This is a genomic window from Actinotignum sp. UMB0459, from assembly GCF_051905915.1.
GTDB lineage: Bacteria > Actinomycetota > Actinomycetes > Actinomycetales > Actinomycetaceae > Actinotignum > Actinotignum sanguinis.
Genome location: NZ_JBQAIK010000012.1, coordinates 43,587 through 67,587, shown reverse-complemented (window position 1 = coordinate 67,587; position 24,001 = coordinate 43,587). Strand labels below are relative to the sequence as shown.

Here is a 24,001-nt window from a genome sequence, read left to right as displayed (position 1 = left end):
CGGTCCTTCCTCACGCGGCGAGCTATTTCTCGCACGCGAGCTTTCGGACCGCCACACCTATATGGAGGCGAGTGATTGACCGTTTATCGATTGGCGTGGAGGCATCTACGCGACCGCAAATTCCAGCTCTTCGCGATTGCTGTGCTACAGATCGCGCAGGTGCTCCTCGGGCTCACCCTCCCCGCGCTGGGCGCGAACGTTATCGATTACGGCATTTTGGAACGCAATAGCTCCTATATTTGGTCGCGCGGGCTACTCATGGGACTCTTCACTCTCGCGCAAGTACTCTGCGCCATCGGGGCGATCTATTACGGGGCGCTGGTATCCACCCATCTCGGCCGGGAACTGCGCCGCGAAACTTTCGCGCACGTGCAGCGTTTCTCCCCCGCGGATCAGCAGCGCTTCGGGGCTTCCACCCTCGTCACCCGTACCACAAACGACGTCAATCAAATCCAAATGGTCACCCTCATGTCCCTCACCATTATGGTGACGGCCCCGATTATGGGAGTGGGCGGGGTGCTCATGGCCATCGGGCAGGACGTCGTGCTCTCCCTCACGCTCCTCGTGATTATTCCGGTACTCACCGCAATTATTCTGGTATGTACCGCGATGCTCGCCACACGCTACGAAACCCTCCAGCGGCGCGTGGATGCGATTAACGATGCGCTACGTTCCCAGCTTTCTGGAGTGCGGGTGATTCGAGCCTTCCGCCGCGAGGAGGCGATGGCCGGGGAATTCGAGGTCCATAACCGCAATTTCCGTTCGATTATGCTCCAGATCGGCACGATTTGGTCCGCGTTGCTACCGGCCATGAGTGCGGTCATCGGGCTGGCCTCCGCGCTGATCGTGTGGATTGGCGGGCATCGGATTGCCGGGGGTTCCATGCCGGTGGGAGCGCTGGCCGCTTTTATCACCTACCTCATGATGATTCTGGGTGCGGTCATGATGCTCGGCATGATTATTATGGTGGTTCCGCGCGGGAACGTCTCCGCCGAGCGCGTGATCGAGGTGAACACCACCGTTCCCTCCATCGCGGACGCGCCGGATGCGCGGGAGATGCCGCCCGGCCCGGTCACCTTCCGCTTGCGCGATATTTCCCTCACCTACGCGGATGCGGACGAACCTGCCTTGCGCGGCATTTCTTTGTGTCTCCGACCAGGAACGACGACGGCGATTATTGGCGCCTCGGGCTCGGGCAAATCATCGCTGGTCAAAATACTGCCGCGCCTCGTGGATGTGAGCACGGGCCGCTTCACCGTCGAAGGCAGCGCCGGGGCTGGCGCAGATGGCGAGACCGGCGAAACGAAAACGAGCGGTGCCGCAGCACGCGGCGCCGGAGCGAGCGAAGTGGATGTGCGCGATATTCGACTCGCTGATTTCCGCCGCCGGGTGGCCCTGGTACCCCAGCGTGCGTTCCTGTTTAGCGGCACGGTAGCCAGTAATGTTGCCGGCTCCACCCGCGATATTGACCAGGAACGGGTGATTAATGCGCTGCACTGCGCCCAGGCCTGGGATTTTGTGCAGGCCGGGGGCGGGCTGGAGATGCCGGTGGAAACCGGGGGAACCAATCTTTCCGGCGGGCAACGCCAGCGCCTGACCATCGCACGGGCTCTGTACCGCGCCCTCCCTGATAGCTCCGGGCGAGCCGGTGCTGACCTGGTGGTCTTTGATGATTCTTTCTCCGCCCTCGATTACGCCACCGATGCCCGGGTGCGGGCCAACCTCAAGGAGCGGATCCGGGATACGGCGGTGGTCATTATCGCCCAACGTATTTCGACCACGCGCAGCGCCGATTGCGTCGTCGTTCTGGATTGCGGCGAGGTGGTGGGCTGCGGGACGCACGCCGAACTCATGGAAACCAATGAGATGTACCGCTCCATTGTGCGTTCCCAGGAGCGCGGGCCGGAAGGTGGTGCGGAACGCGGAACGGAACCGAGCGGGCCGGAAGGCGGAACGGCGGCAAGCGATACGGAACCAAGCGGCACAGCGACCGCAACGAGTGAGGAGGTGCGGGCATGAGAGGTGCCGGAAATATTGACGAAGCCCGCGATATCCGCGGGGCGCTCCTCACCCTTATTCGCCACTACCTACGCCATTACGTGGGACGCATTGTGGCAGTGCTGCTGCTTTCACTTATCTCCACCGCGGCGGTGGTGGCCGCGCCCTTCCTGCTCGGGCAGGGCACCAATGTGGTGGTTGATGGAATCCGCTCCGGCGGCGTGGATTTCCCGGAGCTGGCGCGGGTACTGAGCCTGGCTGCCGGATGCTATATTCTCTCAGCGCTGCTGCGTTTCTGGTTCGGCTATATTATTCGCCTCATTATTCAGGATCTCGGCTATGAGATGCGGAGGGATTGCCAGCAGAAAATTGATCGGATGCCGCTATCCGTGCTGGACAAACAGCAGCGCGGGGATGTGCTCTCGCGGGTTACGAACGACGTCGATAATGTCACCCAGTCCCTGCTGCAAACTCTTTCCGAAGTGCTCTCCGCGATCTACCAGATTATCGGGATCGTGGCGGTCATGGTCTATCTGTCCTGGTCGGTGGCCCTTGCCTCGCTGGTGGTCATCCCGGTGGGGATTATTGGGATCCTGCTGCTACTGCGCCGCTCCCGCCCCTATTTCCGGGACCAATGGCGGCTCACGGGTGATGTCTCCGCCGTGGTCGAGGAGAGCTTCACCGGGCTGGATGTGGTAGCTGCCTACGGGCTGGAAGATGAATTCCAGGGCCAGTTTGATGCCGCGAATGGCGATCTTTACGACGCTTCCTTCCGCGCCCAGGCCATTGCGCAGATGTCCCAGCCGCTTATGATGCTGGTGCAGAACGGTTCCTTCGCTATCGTCACCCTCCTGGGCAGTATCCAGGCGATGGCCGGCACCATGACAATTGGCGGGCTGCAGGCGATGATGCAATACACTCGCCAGCTGTCCCACCCGCTCCAATCCCTGGCCTCCACCGCGAATCTCATCCAATCCGCGGCGGCCTCCGCGGAGCGAATTTTCGATTACCTCGCCCAGGAGGAGATGGCCCCGGATGCGCATTCGAGCTATCGCGAGGTGGTGGCCCCCGAAGCACGAAGCGGCACCATCGAGTTTTCGCACGTGCGTTTTTCCTACGAGCCGGATACCCCGGTGATCCGCGATCTCTCGCTGCGAGTGGAGCCGGGCCATTCGGTGGCGATTGTGGGGCCCACCGGCGCGGGGAAAACTACGCTCGTCAATTTGCTTATGCGTTTTTACGAGGTAGACGGCGGGGCGATTACCGTGGACGGCGCACCCATCGATTCTTTCACCAAGGAATCCCTGCGGGAGCATTTCGGGATGGTCTTGCAAGACACCTGGCTGTTTGACGGCACGGTCTGGGAAAATATCGCTTTCGGGAAGGACGGTGCTACGCGCGACGACGCCATTGCCGCCGCGGCCGCCCTGGGCATTGCTGATCTTCTTGAGACCCTCCCCCACGGTTTTGATACCCATATTGGGGATGAGGGCGAGAATGTTTCCGCCGGGGAGAAACAGCTCATCACCATCGCGCGGGCGTACCTCGCCAATCCCGATGTGCTGATTTTGGATGAGGCCACCAGTTCGGTGGATACCCGCACCGAGGCGCTTATCCAGGATGCCATGGAGCGGCTGCGCGAAGGGCGCACCTCCTTCATTATTGCGCACCGGCTCTCCACCGTCCGCAATGCCACCACGATCCTGGTTATTGAAGCTGGGGACGTGGTAGAAAGCGGCACCCACGAGGAATTGCTGGCGGCCGGCGGTGCCTATGCCCGCCTCTACGAAAGCCAGTGGGCCTAAGCTGGCGGCGGTGTGAGCCTATGCTGGCGGTGGTGCGCCAAGCTAACCGCGAGCCTGAGACCTGCGGGCCTAAGCGACCGGGACCGCGAGCTTCTCCTCCGCCGGGATTTCCCGGCCGGCAAGATACCCGGCCATGAGCCGCGCTACCGCGCTGGCGCCCAGGCTGAGCACCCACAGGGCAGCCATAAGAATCAGAATGCTCGGATGCCCGGCATCCTTAATAATGAGGAAGACCAGGAGGATTACTCCGAGGGCGGCTACCGTCACCGGGATGGCCTGCATGGTGGGGCGCAGCCACGCCGGTGCCGAGCGCCGGGGTTGTTCCAACAATCCAAACCACTGGTAGACTCCCAGGAAATAAACCTGGCCGAGCGCAACCCAGAGCATCCCAAAACAGGTACAGGTCCAGATAGCAAGGCTAAATTCCGGGGCCCATTGTAAGATATCCAAGGCATTGATATAGAGAAGCGGATAGCCAAGAAAACCACCCAGAACCGCAGTTCCCGCCGCGATTTTTCCAGCAATATACGCGTTCATATAAGATCCCTCCGTTGAGTCATATAATCAACCTCCGCGGTGACGATCTTATTTTTGAGTCTAACACGCTTCACATGGATATATACGGCCGCGAACCGTCCTCGTCACATCTTAACCAAACTGTATCCCGAGGTGATGTAACTGTAACCCTTGTTAATATGCCCGTGGCTGGTGTTAATGGGATTGTGACCGCTCCACCCCGGCAAAATCCCACAGGATCTCACCGAGCTCGCGGGCAGTTCCCACGTGCCGCCAGGCCAGCTCCCACTCGGAACGCGGGGCGGTCCCCCACTCCACGAGCACCGTGGGAAGGCCATGCTGGCTTGCGCCCTCGACATCGTGAATACGATCCCCCACCATGAGGGCCCGCGAGGTATCAACGCCGTGCGCCCGCAATTCGCGCAGCGCCGCCCCCACCACCTCAGCTTTCCCGTACCCGGGGATATCTTCGGGATCCCCGGCAATATAGCGGAAATGCTGCGCCACGCCCTGGTGTTCCAGAATCGCACGGGCATTCTTTTCGTTTTTCGACGTCGCAATGGCCAGCGGCACCCCGGCCGCGTCCAGTTCCTTCACCAATTCACGCATCCCGGGGAAAATCGGGGTGTCAAGCATGCACTGCTCGTAGCGCACCCGGTAGCGACGCACCATCTCCACCGGGTCGGCTGCGCCGAGCTTCGTGAACGTATCGATGAGCGGCGGACCGATGAACTGCACGAAGAACTCTTCGGGGTGGTCCTCCCCCATTTCTTCGCGCAGGGTAGCCCGGAAAGTTTTTTTGACGATGGCGGCGGAATCGTGGAAAGTTCCGTCCAGATCAATAAGGATGGGGTTCACAGGTTAAGTCCGGCGGTATCGCCTGCTCCTTGTCTCGCAATTTCCTTGGCTACTAGGTCAAGTACGGTGGTGGGGCCGCGCCCCACGGGCCCGTTCACCACCACATCCAGGGCATGCCCCAGTTCATCTTCCACAATCCAGCCTTCTTCGAGGGGTTCTTCCGCGCCGGGAAGAATAAGCGTGGAGGAGAGCAGCGGTTCGCCCATTTCCGTGACCACCGCCTGGGTGATGCGATGATCCGGGATGCGCACGCCCACCGTGTGTTTCTTCGGGTTGAGGGTCATGCGCGGCACTTCTTTAGTGCCCTTGAGAATGAAGGTGTAGGGCCCGGGCGTGAGGCTTTTGATGAGCCGAAAATCGGGATTATCCACGATCACAAGCTGCCCGAGCTGCGCGAAATCGTGGCACAGCAGCGTGAAATGGTGTTTATCCCCCACCTGCCGGATGGTACGAATCCGCTCCAAGCCCTCCTTATTACCCATCTGGCACACAATGGCATAACCGGAATCAGTGGGCAGCGCCACCACCTCACCGCGCCGCAGCCGATCCACCACTTTGGTGACGAGCCGCGGTTGCGGATCCTCAGGATGAATATCAATGAAGGTAGCCATAGCAACTAGTCTAGTCGAGGCCGCGACAGGAAGAAGCCGCGCAGCCTTACTCCGCCACGCGCGCAGCCTCGCGCAACTCCGCGAGCTCCGCCGCACTGGCATAGGGCTCCATTTCCCGCAGGTACGCGCGGGCTTCGCTGGCGCGCCCGGCCGCCAGCGCGGTACGTACCAGCGCTTCCCCAGCCTCGAAACTATGGGTGGCCGGATCCCAATGGGCCAGCCCTAAGCTGAGTGCCTGATCCGGGTGGCCGGCCTCGCGCAAAATCGCCATGGCCCGGGCGAGGATACGCCCGTCCGGATTGCGATCCGTGGCGGTGGTGAGAAGCCGCAGGGCCCGCTCGGGATCGGACTCCACCGCGAGGCGAGCCATATGCAGCTGCGGGTACCAGGAGGCCGGTGAGCTAGAGAGTTCTTCGGCGAGGGCATAAATCGCCAGGTCCGCGGAAAGAATGCTTCCGGTTCCGGTGAGCTCCGCGGTGAGCGGATCCGCGGGCGGGAGTTCACCTTCAGCTTCACGCGCCAGGCCAACGAGCTGCGTGAAAGCCTCGACGTCGTTCGGGTCCTCAGCAAGCCGATCACGCAGCGCCTGCGCGGTGGCAGTATCAGCTTCCGGGGCCCGGGTATGCTGGAAGAGTTGCTGCATCAAATCAAGGAATGCCATGATGCGAGCGTACCGAAAATAGGGAGGTCGTGCGATGGAGGTAGCGCAACTCATGTCGCTGGGCGCGGATATCCTGGAGCGCGAAGGCTACCCGGATGCCACCGAAAGTTTCGAGCTGAGCCGCGTGGATAGCGTCACCCGCTGGGCTATTGCGGTCACGCTGGAAGACGCTAGCGGCGTGGTGGTACCCGATAGCGAGGTTTGCGCGGCGCGCACCCTCGGGGATCTGGTGCGGCTCAGCTGCCCGGGCGCGGACCTGAGCATCACCACCTCTTCTTCTCAGCACGACGGCGCAGCTGCGGCCCGCCCCACTCCCGCTGCCACAAGCGCGGATGCCGCGGGGCCTAACCCTGAGAAGCAGGAGAAGCCGGATGAAAATGCCCCGCTTTACGCGGAGGATTTGCGGGCCGCCCTCGGGCTGTAGCGTGCGCAGTAGCGGGTACGCCCCCGCGGGCTTAGCTCACCACGGCCCGGGTTTTAGCCCACGCGGTGCAGCCAACGCACCGGTGCGCCCGCGCCGGCATAACGGAAGGGTTCGAGCTCATCATCCCAGGCCTGGCCGAGGGCAATATCGAGGAGCCGGCGCATTTCTGCGGCGTCGTTCCCCGCGTTTTCCAGCGCGGCCCGCACCCGGTTTTCGGGAATGACCACATTGCCGGTGAGATCTGTTTGGGCGTAGAAAATACCGAGGCCGGGGGTGGCGGACCAGCGGCCTCCTTCGGATACCGGGCTGGCATCTTCGGTGATCTCAAAACGTAAGTGTTCCCAGCCGTTGAGTGCGGAGGCGAGTATGGCGCCAGTTCCCACTTCCCCCGTCCACGAGGCTTCTGCCCGGTTCATATGCGGGGCGGCGGGTTGTTTGGTCCACTCAAAATGCGGTTCGTATCCGAGCACGCTTGTGACCGCCCATTCAACGTGGGGTTGAACGGCCGGCATAACAGAGTGAATGAATATGACGCCGCGAGTGGCGTATTTGTGTGCCATAGCATTCCTCCTGCGCTTGGGTGGCTTTCCCCGTGCTACCCACGCGGAGGGGCTACTAGAGCGATTGTAGCGCAGAAGAGACGCGCAGCTGGCGAATATCGCGCATCGCTTGTTTGCGTACGTCCCGTTCCAGGCGGTCGAGGTAGAGGTGGCCGTCCAGGTGATCGCATTCGTGCTGGATGCAGCGCCCGAGGAGCCCCTCCCCCTCCACAATTTTCTTCTTGCCGTCCAGGTCAATACCTTCAGCGCGGGCATACCACGCCCGCGTAGTCGGGTAGTACAGGTCCGGGACGGACAGGCAGCCTTCCTCACCGTCCTGGTATTCATCTTCGGAAAGCGCCACAATCACGGGGTTGAGAATGTAATCGATCTCCCCGTCGATATGCCAGGAGAAAGCGCGCAGGGAGACCCCGATTTGGTTGGCTGCTAGGCCCGCCCGGGCGTCGTCGTTCACGTTTTCGAGGAGGTCTTCGACCAGGCGCACGATGCCCGGGGTGATCTCCCGAATTGGATCGCAGGGGGTGCGCAGGACCGGGTCCCCCACCACGCGAATCTCCCGGTATGCCATAGCGATCTCCTTTGGTAAGATTCTTCACACTTATGTTGCCCCGCGCCGCGAGTGCCGGACAGAGCAGAACGGCGGCAAGCCTACGCTCACCGCCGTTCGTTCGCTCCCGCAGCTGGACTCGAACCAGCAACCGTTCGATTAACAGTCGAATGCTCTGCCATTGAGCTATGCGGGAATTTGCAACAGAAAAGATAATAGTCAATGGCGGGACACGAAGCAACTTCAGAGGTGTGCGCTCTGCCACTCCAGACCGTGAGCGCCGCCCGTCACTATCACAGCCACCGATTCGCCCGCACCAGTCGAGGGTGCACTCAGGTGCTGGCGCAGGGCGCGCCCGGCGAAGAACATGATAATCAGCAGAATGACTCCCACAATTGCGGCAGCGATCATGCGGCGGCGCGCGATGCGCTGAATCTCCTCCGCCTGGGCGGCGTCAAGGGGAACGGGTTCTACCTGCGTCTCCGGCTGTTCCGACTGTTCCGGCAGCTCGGGCTTCTCTGATGGGTCCAGTTTCTCGGATGCTGACATGGGGTTACTCTAGCCCACGCTCTGCCCGGTGAGCATGAACAGCACCATCTTGGTGGGAGCCAGGGCACGCACCGCGTGCGGGAGGCGGGTGGGCAGGTGTACGAGCCCGCCGGGGCGCAGCTGTACAGTGCGTCCCTGGGTACGCATCTCCACCTCCCCTTCCAGTACCTGGATAAGTACAGGAACGGCGGCGGTGTGCTCAGAAAGTTCCTCCCCGGTATCGAAGGAGAAGACCACCACATTCGCGCCTTCAGCGCGCAGTGCGGTGGTGGAAACGGTCGAGGCAGCGGCGTAATCCACCGTGGCACCAAGATCTTCCAGGTAGGAAAGCTGCGGGGTGTTGTCAGTCATCGGTCGTCCTTTCAGTTAGAGGTAGTAGCGGAAGTGCCGGCATCGGCAGCGCTGGCGGATTCGGTGGGCTTGCGAGCCACCATGGCCACGCCGGCCAGGTGGTGGCGGTACTTGCGGAAGAGAGCACGCATGGCCAGCACTCGCGCCCGCAGCTCTTTATCGCGCAGTACATTGCGGAGGATCCGTGCCACCCCGCGCAGACCTTCGTCAGCGAGGTTGCGCCGCAGGGAAAGCAGCGCCATGGGGGCATCCCCCACCCATTCCACCTCGAAACCGGCATCGGTAAGTACCTGGCGCCATTCGGCCTGGGTGAGCGGGCGTGCGTTGACGCGAATCGTCTGGGCCAGGCCCTTGCGCAGGGTATCGGCAATGGCCGGATCGATACTATCCGGGGTGAGGCTTAGCTCGTGGATGGCGTAGCGCCCGCCCGGGCGCAGCAGCCGGAACGCCTCGCCCACAATCGCGGCTTTCGAACTGGCACCCTGCATGGTGAGCATCGCTTCGCCCACGACCACATCGGCACCGGCATCAGGAAGTCCAGATTTTTGCGCGGTGGAATTAACGACGACGCCGCCCACTTTGTCGACGATCCCCTTGACGCGGGTCACCGCATTCTTGTCTTGATCGACTCCGGTGTAGGAATGAATGGGCTGGGCGATAATGAGTTCCGCGGTCCGGCCCAGGCCGGGGGCGAATTCCACCACGTCCGCGCTGGCCAGCTGGGCATGTTCAAGCATGGCTTTCGTCAAATGCAAGCCACCCGGGCGCAGGACTCGCTTCCCGGCGCGGGCGAGCACCCAGTGCCCGGCGGCGGTAGCGGTGGGACGATCAGATTGCGGAAGCGGAGCATTGTCATCAATCATGGATTCACTTTAATCCCGGTACTCCGCAAAGAAAAGAGACGTCCGGAGCTTCGTCCTCTATGTGCACATGTCGCGAAAACGGGGCGGCCATTCCCCTGGCCGCCCCGTTCTGTTATCGCCCTTATAACCTAACCGCGATAGGTGTACTTCTTGGCAGTTTCGAGGGTCATCTCAGTACCGTTGCCCGGCGCCAGCTGCGGCATGTAATTGCCGTTCTTGATGATGGTCGGGTGGACGAAGTGCTCGTGCTGGTTATCCACATATTCGATAACGCGGTTCTCCGTGGTACCCGAAACAGCCACATAGTCGAACATTGCGAAGTGAGCCACGGCTTCGCACAGGCCCACACCACCGGCGTGCGGGCACACCGGCTTGTTGAACTTCTTCGCCAGCAGGTATTCGAGGACGATTTCCTGCGGACCTGCCACGCGCGTCGCGTCGATCTGCATAATTCCAAAGGCGTTCATCTGCAAGTACTGCTTGTAGAGAATGCGGCTCTGCATCTGTTCGCCGGTCGCCACCGGAATCGGGTTGATCGCCCGCGCGATGGTGGCATGGCCGAGGACATCGTCCGGCGAGGTGGGTTCTTCCACCCACGCCAGATCGAATTCGTGGAATTCGTTGATCCAGGAAATAGCCTGGGGCACATCCCACACCTGGTTGGCATCCACGGCCAGCTTAACGTCCGGACCGATAGCGTCGCGAGCCAGACCGAGACGGCGAATATCTTCGGCAACGTCACGGCCCACCTTGAGCTTGATCTGCTTGAAGCCCTTGACCTCGGTTTCTTCCTTCGCCAGGGCCACCATCTTCTCATCGGAATAGCCCAACCACCCCGGAGCAGTGGAGTATCCCGGATAGCCATTGGCAATGAGGTTAGCGATACGTTCTTCCTTGCCGTGCTGGCCGGCCCGCAGGATCTCAATAGCTTCTTCGGGGCGCAGCGCATCCGTCATGTAGCGGAAGTCGAGAGTGGAAACGAGTTCCTCAGGTTCCATTTCACCCAACAGGCGCCACAGCGGCTTATCCGCACGCTTGGCCTTAATATCCCAGAGCGCGGAGAGCAGGGCGCCGATGGCCATATGCTCCACGCCCTTTTCCGGGCCGAGCCAACGCAGTTGAGAATCGTGGACGAAAAGATCCCAGGCCAGGCGCATATTGTCGAGGAGCTCCTCAACATTGCGCCCAATGAGGGCCTGAGCCATGGAATCAATAGCCTTGCACACCACGTCATTTCCACGGCCAATGGTGAAAACAAAGCCCACACCGATGATCCCGTCATCGGCATCGGTTTTCACTTCCACATATGCGGAAGAGTAGTCCGGATCCGGGTTCATAGCATCCGAACCGGAGAGGGTATTCGAGGTGGGGAAACGGAAATCATGCGTTGTTACGCCAGTAATTTTTGACATGAAAGCTCCTTGACGTGCCGGCCCGTGGGCCAAGCACGGTGGATAAACCTATACGTTGAAACACAATGGTAGGGACGACGGCGGCGCACTGCGAGCAGTGCCCCCGGCAGGACTTGAACCCGCGACCGATGGATTATGAGTCCACTGCTCTAACCTGCTGAGCTACGGGGGCAACTGCTTTATCATAACAGCGCCGCGTGCCAGCTCCTACCCATAAGAACAGCGGTTAACAGCAAATTGTTTATCTCGTTGTCACACCGTCCTTAAAGTCCGTAACAGCGTTGGGCAGTGCAGTGGAAGATATCGGCGTCGTCGCCATAAAAACCACGCAGGAGCGCAAGGTTCTCAACAAAACTGGAGTACAACGAAACGACTGGCCAATTTGAGGCATACATGAGGCGCTCAGTCCCGAACAACTCGGTGACGAAACTCAAAATACCCTCGTTGGCCGCGTTATCGATATTCGGCAGCCCGGAGACCTTGCAAAATACATTGGGCAGTGAAGCAAGCTGCGTCATCGCGTCCCGGTAGGGGGTATCGAGGCTTTCGACGTTCCCCAGGTGATCGATGATGATACGAGCCTCGGGCACCTGCGCGGCCGCCCGGTACAGATCACCTAGCTCCCCGACGCGGATGCACGCATCGAAGGTGAGCCCACGCTCGGCAAGCTGGGAGAGACCGGCCAGGAAGCCTTCCTCCAGGCAGCGCCCGCGGGGCTGCGAATCGATATGCAGAGGTTCACGAATCCCCACGATTCCATCCGGAATGTAAGTATTCTCTGTCAGATCGGTACGCAGCACCGCCCCGAGAATCTCAGGATGGGCAGCCCGGCGTTCTTTGGTAAGCTCAACTTCTTGGGCGGCATCGGCTGTATCTGCTTCGACGACGACGGCACCCCGGAAGTTGATATCTTCCTGTTGCCGGTACGCTTCCAGGAGTTGATTGAATGTCCACGTGCGGGTGATGCTCCCATCCGTTGTGGCCAACCACGGCAGATCCTGGGTGTCCAGATCCCAGACATGGAAATGGGTATCAATGAGTTCTAGCACGGTCCTGACCTTCCTCTCTTCCTGTCAGCGTTCCGTTAGTGCGAGGCGAATTTAGCTCAGGGCCCGGTCCAGGTGGACGTAACCGCCATCCGGGAAGAGCCACTGGCCGGTGGTGTGGCTAGAGCGATCCGAAAGCAGGAAGGCCGCGAGCGCACCGATTTCTTCCACGCGGGTCATGCGCTTGCCGAGCGGAATCTTGTCCTCGATAAGGGCCAGGCGGGCCTTCTGAGCTTCTTCGTCACCGAAAGTCTTGATCCAGTTGGCATAGAGCGGGGTCCAGGCTTCGGCCACCACAATAGTGTTGACGCGGACATTATCCTTCGCGAGTGCGGCTGCCCATTCGCGGGTCAGGCCCAGGATCGCGCCCTTGGCCGCGGCGTAAGCACTGGTCTTACCCTGGCCGGTGATGGCCGTTTTGGAACCAATATTCACCACGGCGCCCTGGGATTCCTTGAGGTAAGGAACTGCCTGGTGGACGAGCTCGTAGTAGTGGGTGAGGTTCCCGTGCAGGGACTTTTCAAATTCGCGCCAGCCGGTGGATTCCAGATCGAGGTTGTCATTGGCACCGGCGTTATTGACGATGCCGTCAATATGCCCGTACTTCTTGTAGGTTTCCTCCACGATCGGGGCGATGCCATCGGTTTCGTTGAGGTCAAGGGAGTAGAAGTCCCAAGTATCGGTGAGCGAGTTCATTTCGTCGCGGTACTCATCAAGAATCTGGGAACGGTTGATAACAACCGGGATCGCGCCTTCCTTGGCGAGCTCCACAACGATTCCCTTACCGATCCCGCGCATGCCGCCGGTCACGATAATAACTTTGCCTTGCAGATGCAGATCCATTATTTTCTCACTTCCATTGTGTGATCACGGGTAGCAGTGCTACTACCCACGGACGGCCCATTCCGTCAGCTTTTTAGAGGACACCCTTCTTGAGGATGATATTTCCGTAGGATGCGGTTTCGCCGGTTGCGACAACAGCGAAAGTTGTCCGAGCATGCTCGTAAAAATCAAAGCGCTCGAAGAGATGCTGCTGGTAATCGCCTTCATGAGCGGTGATTATCCGGGCGTATTCGTTCCACACCTCGGGGGCTTCGTCGCCGGGAACCGGTTCCATAAGCGCAATCTGCCACTCGTTGTAACGATCCAGAGGAATGAGGTTCAAAATAGCGTCTAGCAGCACCGGGATGGTGATGCCATCCGCGCGAATGACGGTGTCATTGGTGGACTCGGACGGGAAATTCGCGTCGGCGAGGACAATTTCGTCACCGTGTCCCATACTGGCCAGCGTGTAGAGGAGTTCCGGGCTAATAACCGGGGAAATATTCTTGAGCATAGCGTTCTCACTTTCGGGTGCCGGGCCGCGTCTACACGACCCGGCACCCGTGCGATAGAGAGGGATGGATTAGTCAGCGATGATTTGCGCGTTGGCATCATCAGCAGCAGCGAGCGCGTCCAGATCCTGCCGGCGAGCGTAGAGCGCGTAGCCGAGCATGACCGCGAAGCACATGAGAACCACAATGAAGGAGAACTGGGCGCTGGTGTGGTCAAGGATAAGACCCTGAATCGGAGGCACAACAGCACCACCGATAATCGCCATGACCAGGCCTGCCGAACCGAACTTGGTGTCGTCACCCAAGCCGGTCAGAGCCAGGCCGTAGATGGTCGGGAACATCAGGGAGATGCAGCCGGAGAGCAGGGCGATACCAATTGCACCGACGATATTGCCACAGAGCATACCGGTCGCGGTGAAGATGAGACCGAGGGAAGCCATGACGGTCATGAGAACGCGGGGATCAACGCGGCCCATGATCCACACCATGAGGAAGCGCATGATGAGGAAGGAAATGAGCGAGCCCTGCAGCCACCAGCCGGCGGTCGGACGGTCCACCCCGAGGGTTTCCATAACGTAGAAGATAATGTAGGTCCAGATGCAGGTTTGGGCTGCGATATTGCAGAACTGTGCCACCACGCCGAAGCTGTAGAGCTTATTGCGCATGAGGCGCATGAAGGTGCCCCTCTGGCGCTTCACACCGGCTGCCGAATCGGAGATCATGGTGCGGCGCTTCTGGATCTTCACGAAGGCGATGCTGATCGCGAGGAAAGCGTAGAGGCAGCCGAGAGCAATATAAGGAGCCATAACGGCCTGGAGTTCATCGGACCGGGTAGCCAGGAGCTCGGCTTCCGGCATACTGGCACGTTCTTCGGCGGTAGCAACGTGGATATTCGGCAGGATGAAGAGGGTGGCCGCTAGCACACCCACATTGGATCCGATCGGGTTGAATGCCTGGGCCAGGTTGAGGCGCCGGGTGGCAGTCTTTTCCGGTCCCATCGCCATTACGAACGGGTTCGCGGAGGTTTCCACGATGGACAGACCACCAGCCAGGATGAAGAGGGCAGCGATGAAAGCGCCGAAAGTCATGAGCTTGGAAGCCGGGAAGAAGAGGAGCGCACCCGTCGCCGCCAGGCTCAGGCCAATAACGACACCGCCCTTGTATCCCAGCTTCGAGTTAATGTACGCCGCGGGAATGGCAAGGAGGAAGTAGGCACCAAAGTAGGCGAATTGCACCAGCGAGGACTGGAACGCCGACATATGGAATACCGAGGAGAATACGTTGACCAGCGGTGCGGTCAAGTCGGTGGAAATACCCCATGCCGCGAAGCACGAGACGAGGAGCACGAAGGGAACCAACATTCCCGGCCACACAAATGGCGCTTTCTTTTTCGTTCCGGCAGTCACTTCACCGTGAGCCGAAGGGACCGCAACCGAATCCTGATTAGACATAGATGTTACTTTCTTTACACGAACGACATTTTCATCATTGAAAGTCATGGGAAGTGGGGGTTCCTTTCTCCCCCGGCAAGGAAGGCTAACGTGGTAGCACTCCGGCACTTCCGTGATTCACCAGCTTCACCGCCGCTGAATCCTGCGTGGTTGTGCCATCGTATTTCCGCGCTAGCGAGGTAAAAATCAGCCTCCCATCGAGCCTCAAATCCATCGATACGCGCAAGCACCTGCCGCTTTCGCGTAGCTGCTCGGCAATGTCAAGATCGGCTCAGACCTTCACACCACCGTCGCTGTGACTCAGCATAACCCCATTTTTCTATTTGTTCTACCCTACGGACTTGAGTTCCATATTTGATTTCTGGCATATCTACCGACGCTTTACTCCTCTCTATACGAACGAGGCTAGGACCTAGCTCGATTTTCTCCGTGACCTTCGCTACGCCACACCACGAACCGTGCGGCGACTACCGACATTAAGATGATTATCATTGAATGCTTTCGACAAAATTCCACATACTGGAACAGTGTTCCTTGAAGCGCTTGATATTGTTCCTTTCCCTAGGCGGGCGCGCTAAAATATGACATCGTTACGACCGTGCGCGGCGTCGCGAACAGTCGATGAGAAAAGAGGTTCCCTGTGGCGCAGCCTTCCAAAAGTCCTAAAAATCCTGGTGCGGCGGATAAAACACTCATAGTTTTACGTGCCGCGCTGGAACATTCGCGGTTCACCGATATCGTGGAGGCCTCCGGGCTGGCGAAATCCAGCGTGCATCGGCTCTTGCAAAGTCTTGTCGATTACGAGTTCGTAACGGTTAATGAAGAAGGTAACTATTTAGCGGGCCCGGCGGCGATGGCTCTGGCCAGTCACGCTTTTAAAAATATTGATATTTCCGAGCGGGCTCAGCCTTTTATGCGTGAATTGGCCCGCAAAGTGAAATGCCAGGTGCATGTGGGGGCACGAGCCCGTAATGAAGCAGTATATGTCGCTATTGAGGAATCGGAGATGCCCTACCGCATCCCCTCCGATATCGGCGATAGACTTCCGCTCCATTCCACTTCTATCGGAAAGTGCCTCCTCGCTGCCCAAAGTGATGAAACAGTGCGTAAATATATTGCCGATGTCGGTTTGCCTCGTAAAACTCCGCGCACGATTTCCACGGCCAACGCGCTTTTCGCGGAGCTCTACCAGGTGCGTGACTGCGGCTACGCCGTGGATGATGAAGAGAACGTTCCCGGTATCCGCTGCGTGGCAGTCCCTATCCGCAACCATATGGGGCGGGCGGATCACGCCATGTCCATCACCACCCTCGCTTTGGAAAAAACCATGGACGAAGTCATTGAGCTGGTGCCCTTCGTGGTGGAAACGGCCGCGAAAATTTCGCGCTCACTAGGTTCCTGGGATTAGCAAGAGGCTTGAAATCACCTCGGTGGCGAGAATGAGTTCGCAAATAATCTGATAATAATTCACTCACGCTGCCGCAGCCGCTGTGCATATGCCGGAATTACCCCAGCTCCATCCGTTCCTCGCAGGTGCGACGCTGCGCCTCGAGTTCCATGAGGCGGGCGAAATGCTGCTGGTAGGCGGCATCCTCCGGGTTGGTGCGCTGGAGCGCAGAGCGCACGTCCTCAATTTGGCGCAGCACACCCAAACGAATGAGCGCCAGGGCGATCCCCCACACGTAATGCGGGAGGCGCTGCACATCAGTCTCGGGAAGCGGTTCCGCCGCGAGCTGGGAGATAACCCCGGCTAGCTCCGGCCCCCCGGCCGCGATCACCGCCTCCACATAAGCAGCGCTTGCCTGAGGCTCCGCGTGTTCCACATCCATACCCGTGCCGGTCAGCTGCGCAAAACGCTCCGCAAATACCCGGGTTCCCCCAGCCGACCTAATCGCCGTATGAATGGCGTGGTGCACCGGATGGGTGAAGGTATGCGGGGGCAGATTGTCCATCTCCGCCCGCGCTGCAAAAGCCGGAAGCTGAAGATAAATCTCCAGTGCGGCCCGCTCCACTTTTTCGGTGGGGTCACGCAGCTCAGAAACCGCCGGCAAGGTCAATGCCCGGTGAGCATCGACATCGGGGGCGCTCCCCTGCTGCGGCGCACCACCGGCATAGTCAGATGATCCGCTGTACCGACTTTCCGCTTTATACCGGTTTTCCGCACCGTACCAGCTATCTCCACCGCGAGCGCTATCCGCGTGCTCGCTGGCGGCCTCGAGCACGGCACGCGCCTGGGCCCGCCCCTGACGCCCGGCCTCCGCGACCGCCTGGCGCACCACATGCTCATCCATACCGAGCCAGCCAGCTAGATTTCGGGTGTATTCCCCGCGCAGCACCCGGTCCCGAATTCCGGCCACAATCGGAGCGCTCACTCGCAGCCCGGCACTGCGTCCCTCCGCGGTGGTGAGGGGAAGATCCTCAATAAGGGAACGAATTGCGAATTCAAAGAGGGGCCGCCGTCCGGCGATCACCTCGCGCAGCGCCTCATCGCCGCGCTGGAGCCGCACATCGCAGGGATCTAGATTATCCGGCGCAATCGCCACATAGGTTTGGGTGGCAAAAGCCTGATCTTCCCCGAAGGCGCGCAAAGCAGCCTTCTGGCCGGCGCTATCGCCGTCGAAGGTAAAAATAACTTCCCCGCCGTAAGCCTTCCCGGAGGACAGCACCACCCCGGCGGCCGGATTGGCGCCGTCGCCCAAAAGCCGCCGCACGATTTTCACGTGCTCGGCGCCGAAAGCTGTACCACACGTTGCTACCGCCGTCGTGATTCCGGCTAGGTGCGCGGCCATGACATCCGTATAGCCCTCCACGATCACCACGGAACGGGAAGTCGCAATCTCCTTCTTCGCGAGGTTAAGACCGTAAAGCACCTGCGATTTTTTATAGATAGGTGTTTCGGGGGTATTGAGGTATTTCGGGCCGCGGTCATCTTCCCCGAGGCGGCGCGCCCCGAAGCCAATCGGTTCGCCGGTAATCGAAAAAATTGGCCACATGAGCCGCCCGCGGAAACGGTCGTAAAGCCCGCGGTTCCCTCGGGTGGCCAGGCCCGCCGTTTCGATCTCCCGGTCGGAAAAACCGTGGCTGCGCAAGTGCGTATAGAGCGCGTCCCAGGAGTCCGGGGCGTAACCGCATTCAAAATGATCAATGGCCGCCCGCTCAAACCCGCGTTCAGCTAGCAAAGTGCGGGCCGGTGCCGCGGCCGGCGTATCGAATTGAGCACGATAGAACTGTAAAGCCACCCGGTGGGCATCGATAAGGCGTCGCTTGGAAGGCTCCCCCGGCCGGCGTTCACGTGCGCCCTCGTAATGCAGCTCGATTCCGGCGCGCCGCGCCAGCAGCTCCACGGCCTCAACAAAGTCAATACTTTCGGCGCGCTGCACGAAAGCGAAAACGTCTCCGCCTTCCCCGCAGCCAAAGCAATGCCAGCGCCCCAGGTTCGGGCGCACGTGGAAAGACGGAGTTTTCTCATCATGGAAGGGGCACAGGCCTTTGAGAGAGTCCACTCCGCCGGGGCGCAGGGCCACGTACTGGGAGGCGACGTCGTCGATCCGCACCGCGGCGCGCACCCGATCGATGTCTTCCCTTTTGATGAGCCCGGCCATGCCGCCTAGTCTAAGCGAGGCCGCGGCGCCGTGCACACAAGGACCGCGCGGATCCACAATTCACCCCGCGTGAGACTACCGCCGCAATCTTAGTGGCGCAGCATCCCGCACAGGTGCGCGTGCCACTGTCGCGCGGAAAGATCGGTAAGCGACGCAACCTGGTCAATCACCAGGCGTAGCCGCGCGTCCTTATCGCTACTGGCCCACGATTCTGCCAGGTGCGGCTCCAACTCATCCGGATTCTCCAATAGTGCTTCGACCAGGTCAAAAATAATGGCGCGCTGCTCCACGTAATGCGGTTCGTGTTCGCGCGGAGCCATAACATAGGCCACCGCGATCCCTTTCAGGACCGTGATTTCGGCAAAAGTTTCTGGTGGTACGACGACGTTACCGTTGTAGCGCACCAATTTGCCGTGCCCGGACTGCGCCCAGGTTGCCTGGCAGACGGCAGAAACAAAACGCCCGATGAGGTCGGAGGTGAGGTCTTTCATGCGGGCAAAATCACGGTAATTACCCCCGAAGTGCACCGGCCACGCTTCTTCGCGCAGCAGGCGGTCAAGGGCATCGGAAAGCTCACCCGCGCTCGGTTCGCCGTACCAGGCAAGGGTATCCTCCACGACTTTCTGGCGTTCGCCCGGGTCGGTCAGGCAGGACGGGTCGAAGAATCCGCGGGCGATCGCGTCCTCAACATCGTGGACACTGTAGGCAATATCATCGGCCAGATCCATGATTTGGGCTTCAACGCAGCGGTTATGCCCGTGTTCGCCGTGGATCCACTCGAAAATATCGGCGTCATCGCGATAGTAATTGAATTTCGGGGTTCCGCCCGGACCTTCGTTATTACCCCAGGGGTATTTGATCACGGCGTCCAGAGTGGCACGGGTGAGGTTAAGACCGGCCGGGCGCCCGGTGCGGGTAGTGCGTTTAGGCTCGAGGCGAGTGAGAATACGTAGAGTCTGGGCATTGCCTTCGAAACCGCCGATATCCGCGCCGACTTCCGCGAGGGCCCGCTCCCCGTTATGCCCGAAGGGCGGGTGGCCGAGGTCATGGCACAGGCACGCGGTTTCCACGATATCCGGATCGCATCCGAAGTTACTGGCCAGCGAGCGTCCGATTTGAGCCACTTCAAGGGAATGGGTGAGACGGGTGCGCACGAAATCGTCCGATTCGGGCCCGAGCACCTGGGTTTTCGCCCCTAAACGGCGCAGCGCCGAGGAATGTAGCACCCGCGCACGGTCGCGTTCAAAATCGGTACGCGAACGGGATTTGGGTGGTTCGTGCACCCACCGTTCGCGGTCGTCGGGCCCGTAGACTTCGGCAGCCCCAAATAAATCCGTCACAGCTAGAGGGTACCAAGCCTGCGGGCGGTACGGTGATGAGGGGCGGGCGGTCTTGGCGGGCGTGGCACCGTAGCGGGCAAGCCTCCGCACCGTAGCCGGTTTAGCCTCCGGAAATATCGAGTTCGGCCTCGTGAATCCGAGCCGCTTGTTCCGGGCTAAGCTCGCGCGAATCGAGCCAGCCATCGGGTAGATGCGGGCGCTTTTCCCCTCCGGCGCGCCCGCGTTTACCTTCCGCGGCCGCCGGATAGGGCTGGTCCAGGTCCAGGCCCTGGAGGCGCTCATGGAGTTCCTCCAGGGTGGAGACGAGTCCCAGGGAATGGCGGGTTTCCCCGCCGACCGCGAAGCCTTTGAGATACCAGGTGATGTGCTTGCGTAGCTCCCGCATGGCTTTATTTTCGCTTCCGAAATGCTCCACCGAGAGACGGGCGTGGCGCTCGATAATCGCGGCAACTTCCCGCAGGGAGGGGCGGCGCTGCGCCGTGGCCCCGTGCATGAGTGCAGCCAGATCATAGAAAATCCAAGGGCGCCCCTGACAGCCGCGCCCAACTGCCACTCCGGCGCAGCCGGTATGGGCGCGCAGCGCGGCGGCATCCGTGGCATCAAAAACATCACCGTTACCGAAAACGGGCAGGTCCGTGGAGTCCACCAGTTCGGCAATATAATCCCAATTCGCGTGGCCGGCGTAGTGCTGGGCAGTGGTGCGCGCGTGCAAGGTGAGCCCGGCGACCCCGTAGTCTTCGGAGATGCGGGCCACATCCCGGAAAGTTTCGTGAGCGGCGTCGATCCCGACCCGGAATTTCACCGTGATCGGTACGGCGTGATCGCGCCCGCGGTTCGAGGCGCTCGCTGCCTCGGTAGCCTGACGCACCAGGTCCTCATACAAATCCAATTTCCACGGCAGGGCCGAGCCGCCGCCTTTACGGGTGACTTTGGGGGCGGGGCAACCAAAGTTAATATCGATGTGGTCCGCGCGGTTTTCCTCGATAAGGAGCCTCACCGCGGCGGCCACCACCTTGGGTTCTACCCCGTAGAGCTGAATGGAGCGCACCGGATCGCTCGGATCGGGCTGGATCATGGTCATGGTTTCCGGAGTTCGTTCCAGCAGGGCACGGGAGGTAATCATTTCGCATACCCACAGCCCGGCCGGGGCATAGGAACCGGGTACGTGGAGTTCTGGAGAGGACCCTTCCGCTGCGCTGCTTGCGATCACCCCTGGGACGCCGCCGGCGCCCGTGCTCACAGCACCGTTCACTTCGCCCTGAGCGCACCGGATTCCCGCTTCGGCTTCTTCGCGGCAGAGCTGGCGGAAAGGCGGGTTGGTCACCCCGGCCATCGGCGCGAGCATGACCGGCGTAGCCAGAGTCAGATCGCCCAGCTGAATCGCCGGCCATGCGGCATTCTCCGCCATACGTTTCCCTTCTTCCCTTCCTGCGTCATGGATGAGGGTACCGCACAGCTACGACCGAGAGTTATTCCGTGAGCTAAACACCCAGCTATATGACCTGCATCACGGTAGGCTACAAGAGAACTCGCCAGAGTTCCCAGGCAGATTGCGTTCTTCCCGCACCGCCCACGCCGCGTGGGGCCCAGGCTCTTCCGCCGCGGCTGGGACCTAGGTGTCACCACCACACGTGATCAGTTAGCTTCGGCTACCTGGCCTCGGTTCTACATTTTCTATCAGGAAGGCACACCACATATGGCCGAGAACAAGAATGTTCAGGATCTCCTGAACGCCACCGCATTTGATTCCCATAACGATAAGCTCGGCGGAGTGAAGGAGGTATTCCTTGACGCCGAAACGGGCCAGCCTTTCTTCGTGGAAGTGGGCCACGGGCTCTTCGGTATGTCCTCCAGCCTCGTTCCGCTGCGCGGTTCGCACCTCGAGGGTGAAGAACTCCACCTGGCGTTCGTCAAAGATGCGATTAAGGATGCCCCTGATTTCGACGTGGAACAGGGCATCACCCCCGAAGAGCAAGACCGCCTGCTCGCCCACTACCACCTCACTGATACCCGCGAAGGTGACCGCTACGCCACCGAGGTTCCGCCGGTCGGTGCCGGTGAGCCCCGCATTGCAGCTGGCGTGCCGCCGATCGCGGCCGGAGGCATGTCAGAGAGCACACCCCGCAATGCGACCGAGCATCCCGCCCCGATAACTGACACGAATGATAATTCCGTGGTTCGTTCTGAAGAGCGTCTCAACGTCTCTCAGGACAATGTGGCGACCGGTACCGTGCGGGTGCATAAGTACGTTGTACATGACACCGAAACGGTGGAGGTGCCCGTGACCCGCGAAGAAGTACGGGTGGAACGGATCGACATCGACGACGAAACGGACCGCTCCACCAAGTAGTAGGCTCGTGAGAAACCTGGTCTGCTCGGCAGACAACCAGGCAGGAATGTGAGCCGTGCAGACACGCGAGCCGCGCAGCGAAGCTAAGGAAAGAGGAAGAATGGCTGAGGTAACCGTCCGCGACATTATGGATGCGACCGCTTATGACCGCTCCGAGGCGGAGATTGGGCCGGTGCGCGAGGTTTTTCTCGATGATGCCAGCGGGCAACCCACTTTCGCTCTCATCGGGCGCGGCTTATTCAATCTTCGCTCCGCCCTGGTTCCGCTGCGCGGTTCGCGCCTGGTGGAGGGCAAGCTCATCCTCTCGGTTTCCGCAGAAGCGGTGGCCAGTGCTCCTGCCTGGTCGGTGGAGGACGGCCTGACCGAGGACCAACAGCAGCGTATTTACGAACATTTCGCCCTCACCGATATTGCCGACGGCAAGGAGCACGCCACTAACGCTTAGGTACCTGATCTCCACGGGGAAGCTGTTCTCCGAGGGGAACCCGCTCTCCACGGGAACCCGGTCGCCAACGTATCGCCTGCTGTTTGGCCGCAGCGGGAACCCACAAGCTAGACGCTCACCCGATCTCGCGCCGGTGCCACGGGGGCGAGGAGCGCGGCTACCGCCGTCGTCAAAGGAATCGCCAGCACCAAACCAACGGAAGCGGCCAGGGTGCGGGTGATCTCCTCCGCGATCTGCTCCACCTGCATGAGGTCAAGGAAAGACCGCTGGTAAATCGAGGCAAGAATGAGAAGGGGCAGCGAAGCCCCCACGTAGGCAAAAGCCAGCGTGTAAACGGTTGAGGCAATATGGTCGCGCCCAATGGCCATCCCGCGGCGGATGAGGCGGCGGCGCGGCGTACTCGGCGACTCGGCATGCAACTCCCAGATGGTGGAAACCTGGGTAATAGTGACATCATTGAGGGCACCCAGCCCAGCCAGAATAATGCCCGCCAGCAACAGGGTACGCATATTAATACCGCCCAGACTCCAGGAGAGCATCGCGGTTTGTTCCCCGCCCGTACCGCTGAGATTTTGGGCGCCCACCGCCCACACCGCCACCGCCGTGGTGATAAGAAGTCCCAGGAAAGTGCCGATAATCGCGGTGGTGGTGCGGATAGAAATACCGTGGGCCAGATAAATCGAAGCGAACATCATCGCTGAAGCACCGGTGAGCACCACCGCGAAAGCATTCCCGCCGGCGGCCAGCGCCGGAATAATAAAGAAGCCGACCACCAGGAGGGATACCCCGAGGCCCGCGAGCGCCGCCAGGCCCTTCCAGCGCGCCACCACCACAATGACCAGCACGTACAGCCCGGCGAGCAAGGCCAGGGGCATCCCGCGCTCAAAATCAACGAAAATATGTGCGGTGCCCGAGGTGACCATAGCCGGGTTGAAACGGGCTTCGATCACATCCCCCACTTCCAGCCCGGAGGCCACCACCTCGGCGGGAACGTGCACGGGAACGGAAACGCCTTCCACTTCCATCTCCACCGGGGTTTGGCCCTGCGCATCCGTCTGCCCCACCGAAGTAATCGGCCCGCTCACCATCTGCACACCCGGGGAATTCAGCGGAATGGAGCCCACCGGAGACTCCCCGCGCGGCCACAGCACCGCCAGCGCAATCGCGGTGAGAAGCGCGAGGGGAACAACAATAGCGGCAAGCAGGCGCCCGACCTTGCGGCGCACCCGCGCCGGGACTTCGATATCTGAATGATGATGCACGCCTTCAGGCTACCGG

The 24,001-nt window shown here is 60.6% G+C and carries 24 protein-coding genes and 2 tRNA genes; 6 read left to right on the top strand and 20 right to left on the bottom strand.

Features of this window, described 5'->3' with window-relative positions:
• The first annotated feature begins 75 nt into the window (after positions 1-75).
• The gene (locus tag ACTFPK_RS03540) at positions 76-2,019 is read left to right on the top strand and encodes an ABC transporter ATP-binding protein (RefSeq protein ID WP_439911120.1); all 1,944 of its coding nucleotides are present in this window, start codon (positions 76-78) and stop codon (positions 2,017-2,019) included.
• Entirely contained in the window at positions 2,016-3,803 is a 1,788-nt protein-coding gene (locus ACTFPK_RS03535; protein WP_439911119.1) for an ABC transporter ATP-binding protein, read from the top strand. The genes ACTFPK_RS03540 and ACTFPK_RS03535 overlap by 4 nt, the downstream gene beginning before the upstream one ends.
• 69 nt (positions 3,804-3,872) lie before the next feature.
• On the opposite strand, the gene ACTFPK_RS03530 is transcribed toward ACTFPK_RS03535, so the two are convergent.
• The 4 genes from ACTFPK_RS03530 to ACTFPK_RS03515 all read right to left on the bottom strand — a co-directional run bounded on the left by ACTFPK_RS03530 (position 3,873) and on the right by ACTFPK_RS03515 (position 6,449).
• Positions 3,873-4,340 carry a hypothetical protein gene (locus ACTFPK_RS03530; RefSeq protein ID WP_439911117.1) on the bottom strand — a complete coding sequence of 156 codons (468 nt, stop codon included), beginning with the start codon at positions 4,338-4,340 and terminating at the stop codon, positions 3,873-3,875.
• 174 nt (positions 4,341-4,514) lie between these two features.
• Positions 4,515-5,177: an HAD hydrolase-like protein gene (locus tag ACTFPK_RS03525; protein WP_439911115.1), complete on the bottom strand. Its 663-nt coding sequence runs from the start codon at positions 5,175-5,177 to the stop codon at positions 4,515-4,517.
• Entirely contained in the window at positions 5,174-5,788 is a 615-nt protein-coding gene (locus tag ACTFPK_RS03520; protein WP_439911114.1) for an L-threonylcarbamoyladenylate synthase, read from the bottom strand. Before ACTFPK_RS03520 ends, ACTFPK_RS03525 begins: the two co-directional genes overlap by 4 nt.
• 46 nt (positions 5,789-5,834) lie before the next feature.
• Positions 5,835-6,449, bottom strand: coding sequence for a hypothetical protein (locus ACTFPK_RS03515; protein ID WP_439911113.1), 615 nt, complete (start codon positions 6,447-6,449; stop codon positions 5,835-5,837).
• A 34-nt stretch (positions 6,450-6,483) separates the two neighbouring features.
• Here ACTFPK_RS03515 and ACTFPK_RS03510 point away from each other — a divergent pair, with 34 nt between their 5' ends.
• Positions 6,484-6,873, top strand: a complete 390-nt coding sequence (locus ACTFPK_RS03510) for a phosphopantetheine-binding protein (protein ID WP_439911112.1) — start codon at positions 6,484-6,486, stop codon at positions 6,871-6,873.
• A gap of 53 nt (positions 6,874-6,926) precedes the next feature.
• Here ACTFPK_RS03510 and ACTFPK_RS03505 read toward each other — a convergent pair whose 3' ends face one another.
• The 12 genes from ACTFPK_RS03505 to fucP all read right to left on the bottom strand — a co-directional run bounded on the left by ACTFPK_RS03505 (position 6,927) and on the right by fucP (position 14,986).
• A complete protein-coding gene (locus ACTFPK_RS03505) occupies positions 6,927-7,433 on the bottom strand; it encodes a DUF3145 domain-containing protein (RefSeq protein WP_016442598.1) in 507 nt (168 codons plus the stop codon).
• 55 nt (positions 7,434-7,488) lie between these two features.
• On the bottom strand, positions 7,489-8,001 hold the full coding sequence (gene def / locus ACTFPK_RS03500; RefSeq protein ID WP_320757686.1) for a peptide deformylase: 513 nt from the start codon (positions 7,999-8,001) through the stop codon (positions 7,489-7,491).
• 103 nt (positions 8,002-8,104) lie between these two features.
• Positions 8,105-8,176 (bottom strand) — tRNA-Asn (locus tag ACTFPK_RS03495).
• Positions 8,177-8,223: 47 nt separating this feature from the next.
• Complete coding sequence (locus ACTFPK_RS03490; RefSeq protein WP_439911111.1) at positions 8,224-8,529, bottom strand: hypothetical protein; 306 nt, start codon at positions 8,527-8,529, stop codon at positions 8,224-8,226.
• 9 nt (positions 8,530-8,538) lie between these two features.
• Entirely contained in the window at positions 8,539-8,880 is a 342-nt protein-coding gene (locus ACTFPK_RS03485; protein ID WP_439911110.1) for a cupin domain-containing protein, read from the bottom strand.
• An 11-nt stretch (positions 8,881-8,891) separates the two neighbouring features.
• Positions 8,892-9,743: a methyltransferase domain-containing protein gene (locus ACTFPK_RS03480; protein ID WP_439911109.1), complete on the bottom strand. Its 852-nt coding sequence runs from the start codon at positions 9,741-9,743 to the stop codon at positions 8,892-8,894.
• A gap of 128 nt (positions 9,744-9,871) precedes the next feature.
• The gene (locus tag ACTFPK_RS03475; protein ID WP_439911107.1) at positions 9,872-11,155 is read right to left on the bottom strand and encodes an enolase C-terminal domain-like protein; all 1,284 of its coding nucleotides are present in this window, start codon (positions 11,153-11,155) and stop codon (positions 9,872-9,874) included.
• Positions 11,156-11,253: 98 nt separating this feature from the next.
• A tRNA-Ile gene (locus ACTFPK_RS03470) sits at positions 11,254-11,327 on the bottom strand.
• Positions 11,328-11,418: 91 nt separating this feature from the next.
• On the bottom strand, positions 11,419-12,204 hold the full coding sequence (locus ACTFPK_RS03465) for an amidohydrolase family protein (protein ID WP_439911106.1): 786 nt from the start codon (positions 12,202-12,204) through the stop codon (positions 11,419-11,421).
• Between the two features lie 51 nt (positions 12,205-12,255).
• Positions 12,256-13,044 carry an SDR family oxidoreductase gene (locus tag ACTFPK_RS03460; protein WP_394532286.1) on the bottom strand — a complete coding sequence of 263 codons (789 nt, stop codon included), beginning with the start codon at positions 13,042-13,044 and terminating at the stop codon, positions 12,256-12,258.
• A 73-nt stretch (positions 13,045-13,117) separates the two neighbouring features.
• Positions 13,118-13,537: an RbsD/FucU family protein gene (locus tag ACTFPK_RS03455; protein WP_439911105.1), complete on the bottom strand. Its 420-nt coding sequence runs from the start codon at positions 13,535-13,537 to the stop codon at positions 13,118-13,120.
• Positions 13,538-13,606: 69 nt separating this feature from the next.
• On the bottom strand, positions 13,607-14,986 hold the full coding sequence (fucP, locus tag ACTFPK_RS03450) for an L-fucose:H+ symporter permease (RefSeq protein ID WP_439911104.1): 1,380 nt from the start codon (positions 14,984-14,986) through the stop codon (positions 13,607-13,609).
• Between the two features lie 640 nt (positions 14,987-15,626).
• On the opposite strand from fucP, the gene ACTFPK_RS03445 reads away from it, so the two are divergent.
• Complete coding sequence (locus ACTFPK_RS03445) at positions 15,627-16,394, top strand: IclR family transcriptional regulator (RefSeq protein ID WP_439911102.1); 768 nt, start codon at positions 15,627-15,629, stop codon at positions 16,392-16,394.
• A gap of 97 nt (positions 16,395-16,491) precedes the next feature.
• Here ACTFPK_RS03445 and dnaG read toward each other — a convergent pair whose 3' ends face one another.
• From dnaG to dusB, 3 genes are all read right to left on the bottom strand, one after another.
• Positions 16,492-18,588 carry a DNA primase gene (dnaG, locus tag ACTFPK_RS03440; protein WP_439911100.1) on the bottom strand — a complete coding sequence of 699 codons (2,097 nt, stop codon included), beginning with the start codon at positions 18,586-18,588 and terminating at the stop codon, positions 16,492-16,494.
• Positions 18,589-18,677: 89 nt separating this feature from the next.
• A complete protein-coding gene (locus ACTFPK_RS03435; RefSeq protein WP_435723762.1) occupies positions 18,678-19,928 on the bottom strand; it encodes a deoxyguanosinetriphosphate triphosphohydrolase in 1,251 nt (416 codons plus the stop codon).
• Positions 19,929-20,028: 100 nt separating this feature from the next.
• Positions 20,029-21,336, bottom strand: coding sequence for a tRNA dihydrouridine synthase DusB (gene dusB, locus ACTFPK_RS03430; protein WP_439911099.1), 1,308 nt, complete (start codon positions 21,334-21,336; stop codon positions 20,029-20,031).
• A 288-nt stretch (positions 21,337-21,624) separates the two neighbouring features.
• Here dusB and ACTFPK_RS03425 point away from each other — a divergent pair, with 288 nt between their 5' ends.
• Both ACTFPK_RS03425 and ACTFPK_RS03420 read left to right on the top strand, forming a co-directional pair.
• Positions 21,625-22,278: a DUF2382 domain-containing protein gene (locus ACTFPK_RS03425; RefSeq protein WP_439911098.1), complete on the top strand. Its 654-nt coding sequence runs from the start codon at positions 21,625-21,627 to the stop codon at positions 22,276-22,278.
• A gap of 100 nt (positions 22,279-22,378) precedes the next feature.
• On the top strand, positions 22,379-22,723 hold the full coding sequence (locus ACTFPK_RS03420; protein ID WP_439911097.1) for a PRC-barrel domain-containing protein: 345 nt from the start codon (positions 22,379-22,381) through the stop codon (positions 22,721-22,723).
• 107 nt (positions 22,724-22,830) lie between these two features.
• Here the strand turns inward: ACTFPK_RS03420 and ACTFPK_RS03415 are convergent, their stop codons facing one another.
• Positions 22,831-23,985, bottom strand: coding sequence for a YibE/F family protein (locus ACTFPK_RS03415; RefSeq protein WP_439911096.1), 1,155 nt, complete (start codon positions 23,983-23,985; stop codon positions 22,831-22,833).
• Positions 23,986-24,001 lie beyond the last annotated feature (16 nt).

Coding starts and splice junctions, on each gene's coding strand:
- ACTFPK_RS03535 (WP_439911119.1), top strand. CDS start 2,016: ATGAGAGGTGCCGGAAATATTGACGAAGCCCGCGATATCCGCGGGGCG.
- ACTFPK_RS03530 (WP_439911117.1), bottom strand. CDS start 4,340: ATGAACGCGTATATTGCTGGAAAAATCGCGGCGGGAACTGCGGTTCTG.
- ACTFPK_RS03520 (WP_439911114.1), bottom strand. CDS start 5,788: ATGGCTACCTTCATTGATATTCATCCTGAGGATCCGCAACCGCGGCTC.
- ACTFPK_RS03515 (WP_439911113.1), bottom strand. CDS start 6,449: ATGGCATTCCTTGATTTGATGCAGCAACTCTTCCAGCATACCCGGGCC.
- ACTFPK_RS03510 (WP_439911112.1), top strand. CDS start 6,484: ATGGAGGTAGCGCAACTCATGTCGCTGGGCGCGGATATCCTGGAGCGC.
- ACTFPK_RS03505 (WP_016442598.1), bottom strand. CDS start 7,433: ATGGCACACAAATACGCCACTCGCGGCGTCATATTCATTCACTCTGTT.
- def (WP_320757686.1), bottom strand. CDS start 8,001: ATGGCATACCGGGAGATTCGCGTGGTGGGGGACCCGGTCCTGCGCACC.
- ACTFPK_RS03490 (WP_439911111.1), bottom strand. CDS start 8,529: ATGTCAGCATCCGAGAAACTGGACCCATCAGAGAAGCCCGAGCTGCCG.
- ACTFPK_RS03485 (WP_439911110.1), bottom strand. CDS start 8,880: ATGACTGACAACACCCCGCAGCTTTCCTACCTGGAAGATCTTGGTGCC.
- ACTFPK_RS03480 (WP_439911109.1), bottom strand. CDS start 9,743: ATGATTGATGACAATGCTCCGCTTCCGCAATCTGATCGTCCCACCGCT.
- ACTFPK_RS03475 (WP_439911107.1), bottom strand. CDS start 11,155: ATGTCAAAAATTACTGGCGTAACAACGCATGATTTCCGTTTCCCCACC.
- ACTFPK_RS03460 (WP_394532286.1), bottom strand. CDS start 13,044: ATGGATCTGCATCTGCAAGGCAAAGTTATTATCGTGACCGGCGGCATG.
- ACTFPK_RS03455 (WP_439911105.1), bottom strand. CDS start 13,537: ATGCTCAAGAATATTTCCCCGGTTATTAGCCCGGAACTCCTCTACACG.
- fucP (WP_439911104.1), bottom strand. CDS start 14,986: ATGTCTAATCAGGATTCGGTTGCGGTCCCTTCGGCTCACGGTGAAGTG.
- dnaG (WP_439911100.1), bottom strand. CDS start 18,588: ATGGCCGGGCTCATCAAAAGGGAAGACATCGATCGGGTGCGCGCCGCG.
- dusB (WP_439911099.1), bottom strand. CDS start 21,336: ATGGCGGAGAATGCCGCATGGCCGGCGATTCAGCTGGGCGATCTGACT.
- ACTFPK_RS03425 (WP_439911098.1), top strand. CDS start 21,625: ATGGCCGAGAACAAGAATGTTCAGGATCTCCTGAACGCCACCGCATTT.
- ACTFPK_RS03420 (WP_439911097.1), top strand. CDS start 22,379: ATGGCTGAGGTAACCGTCCGCGACATTATGGATGCGACCGCTTATGAC.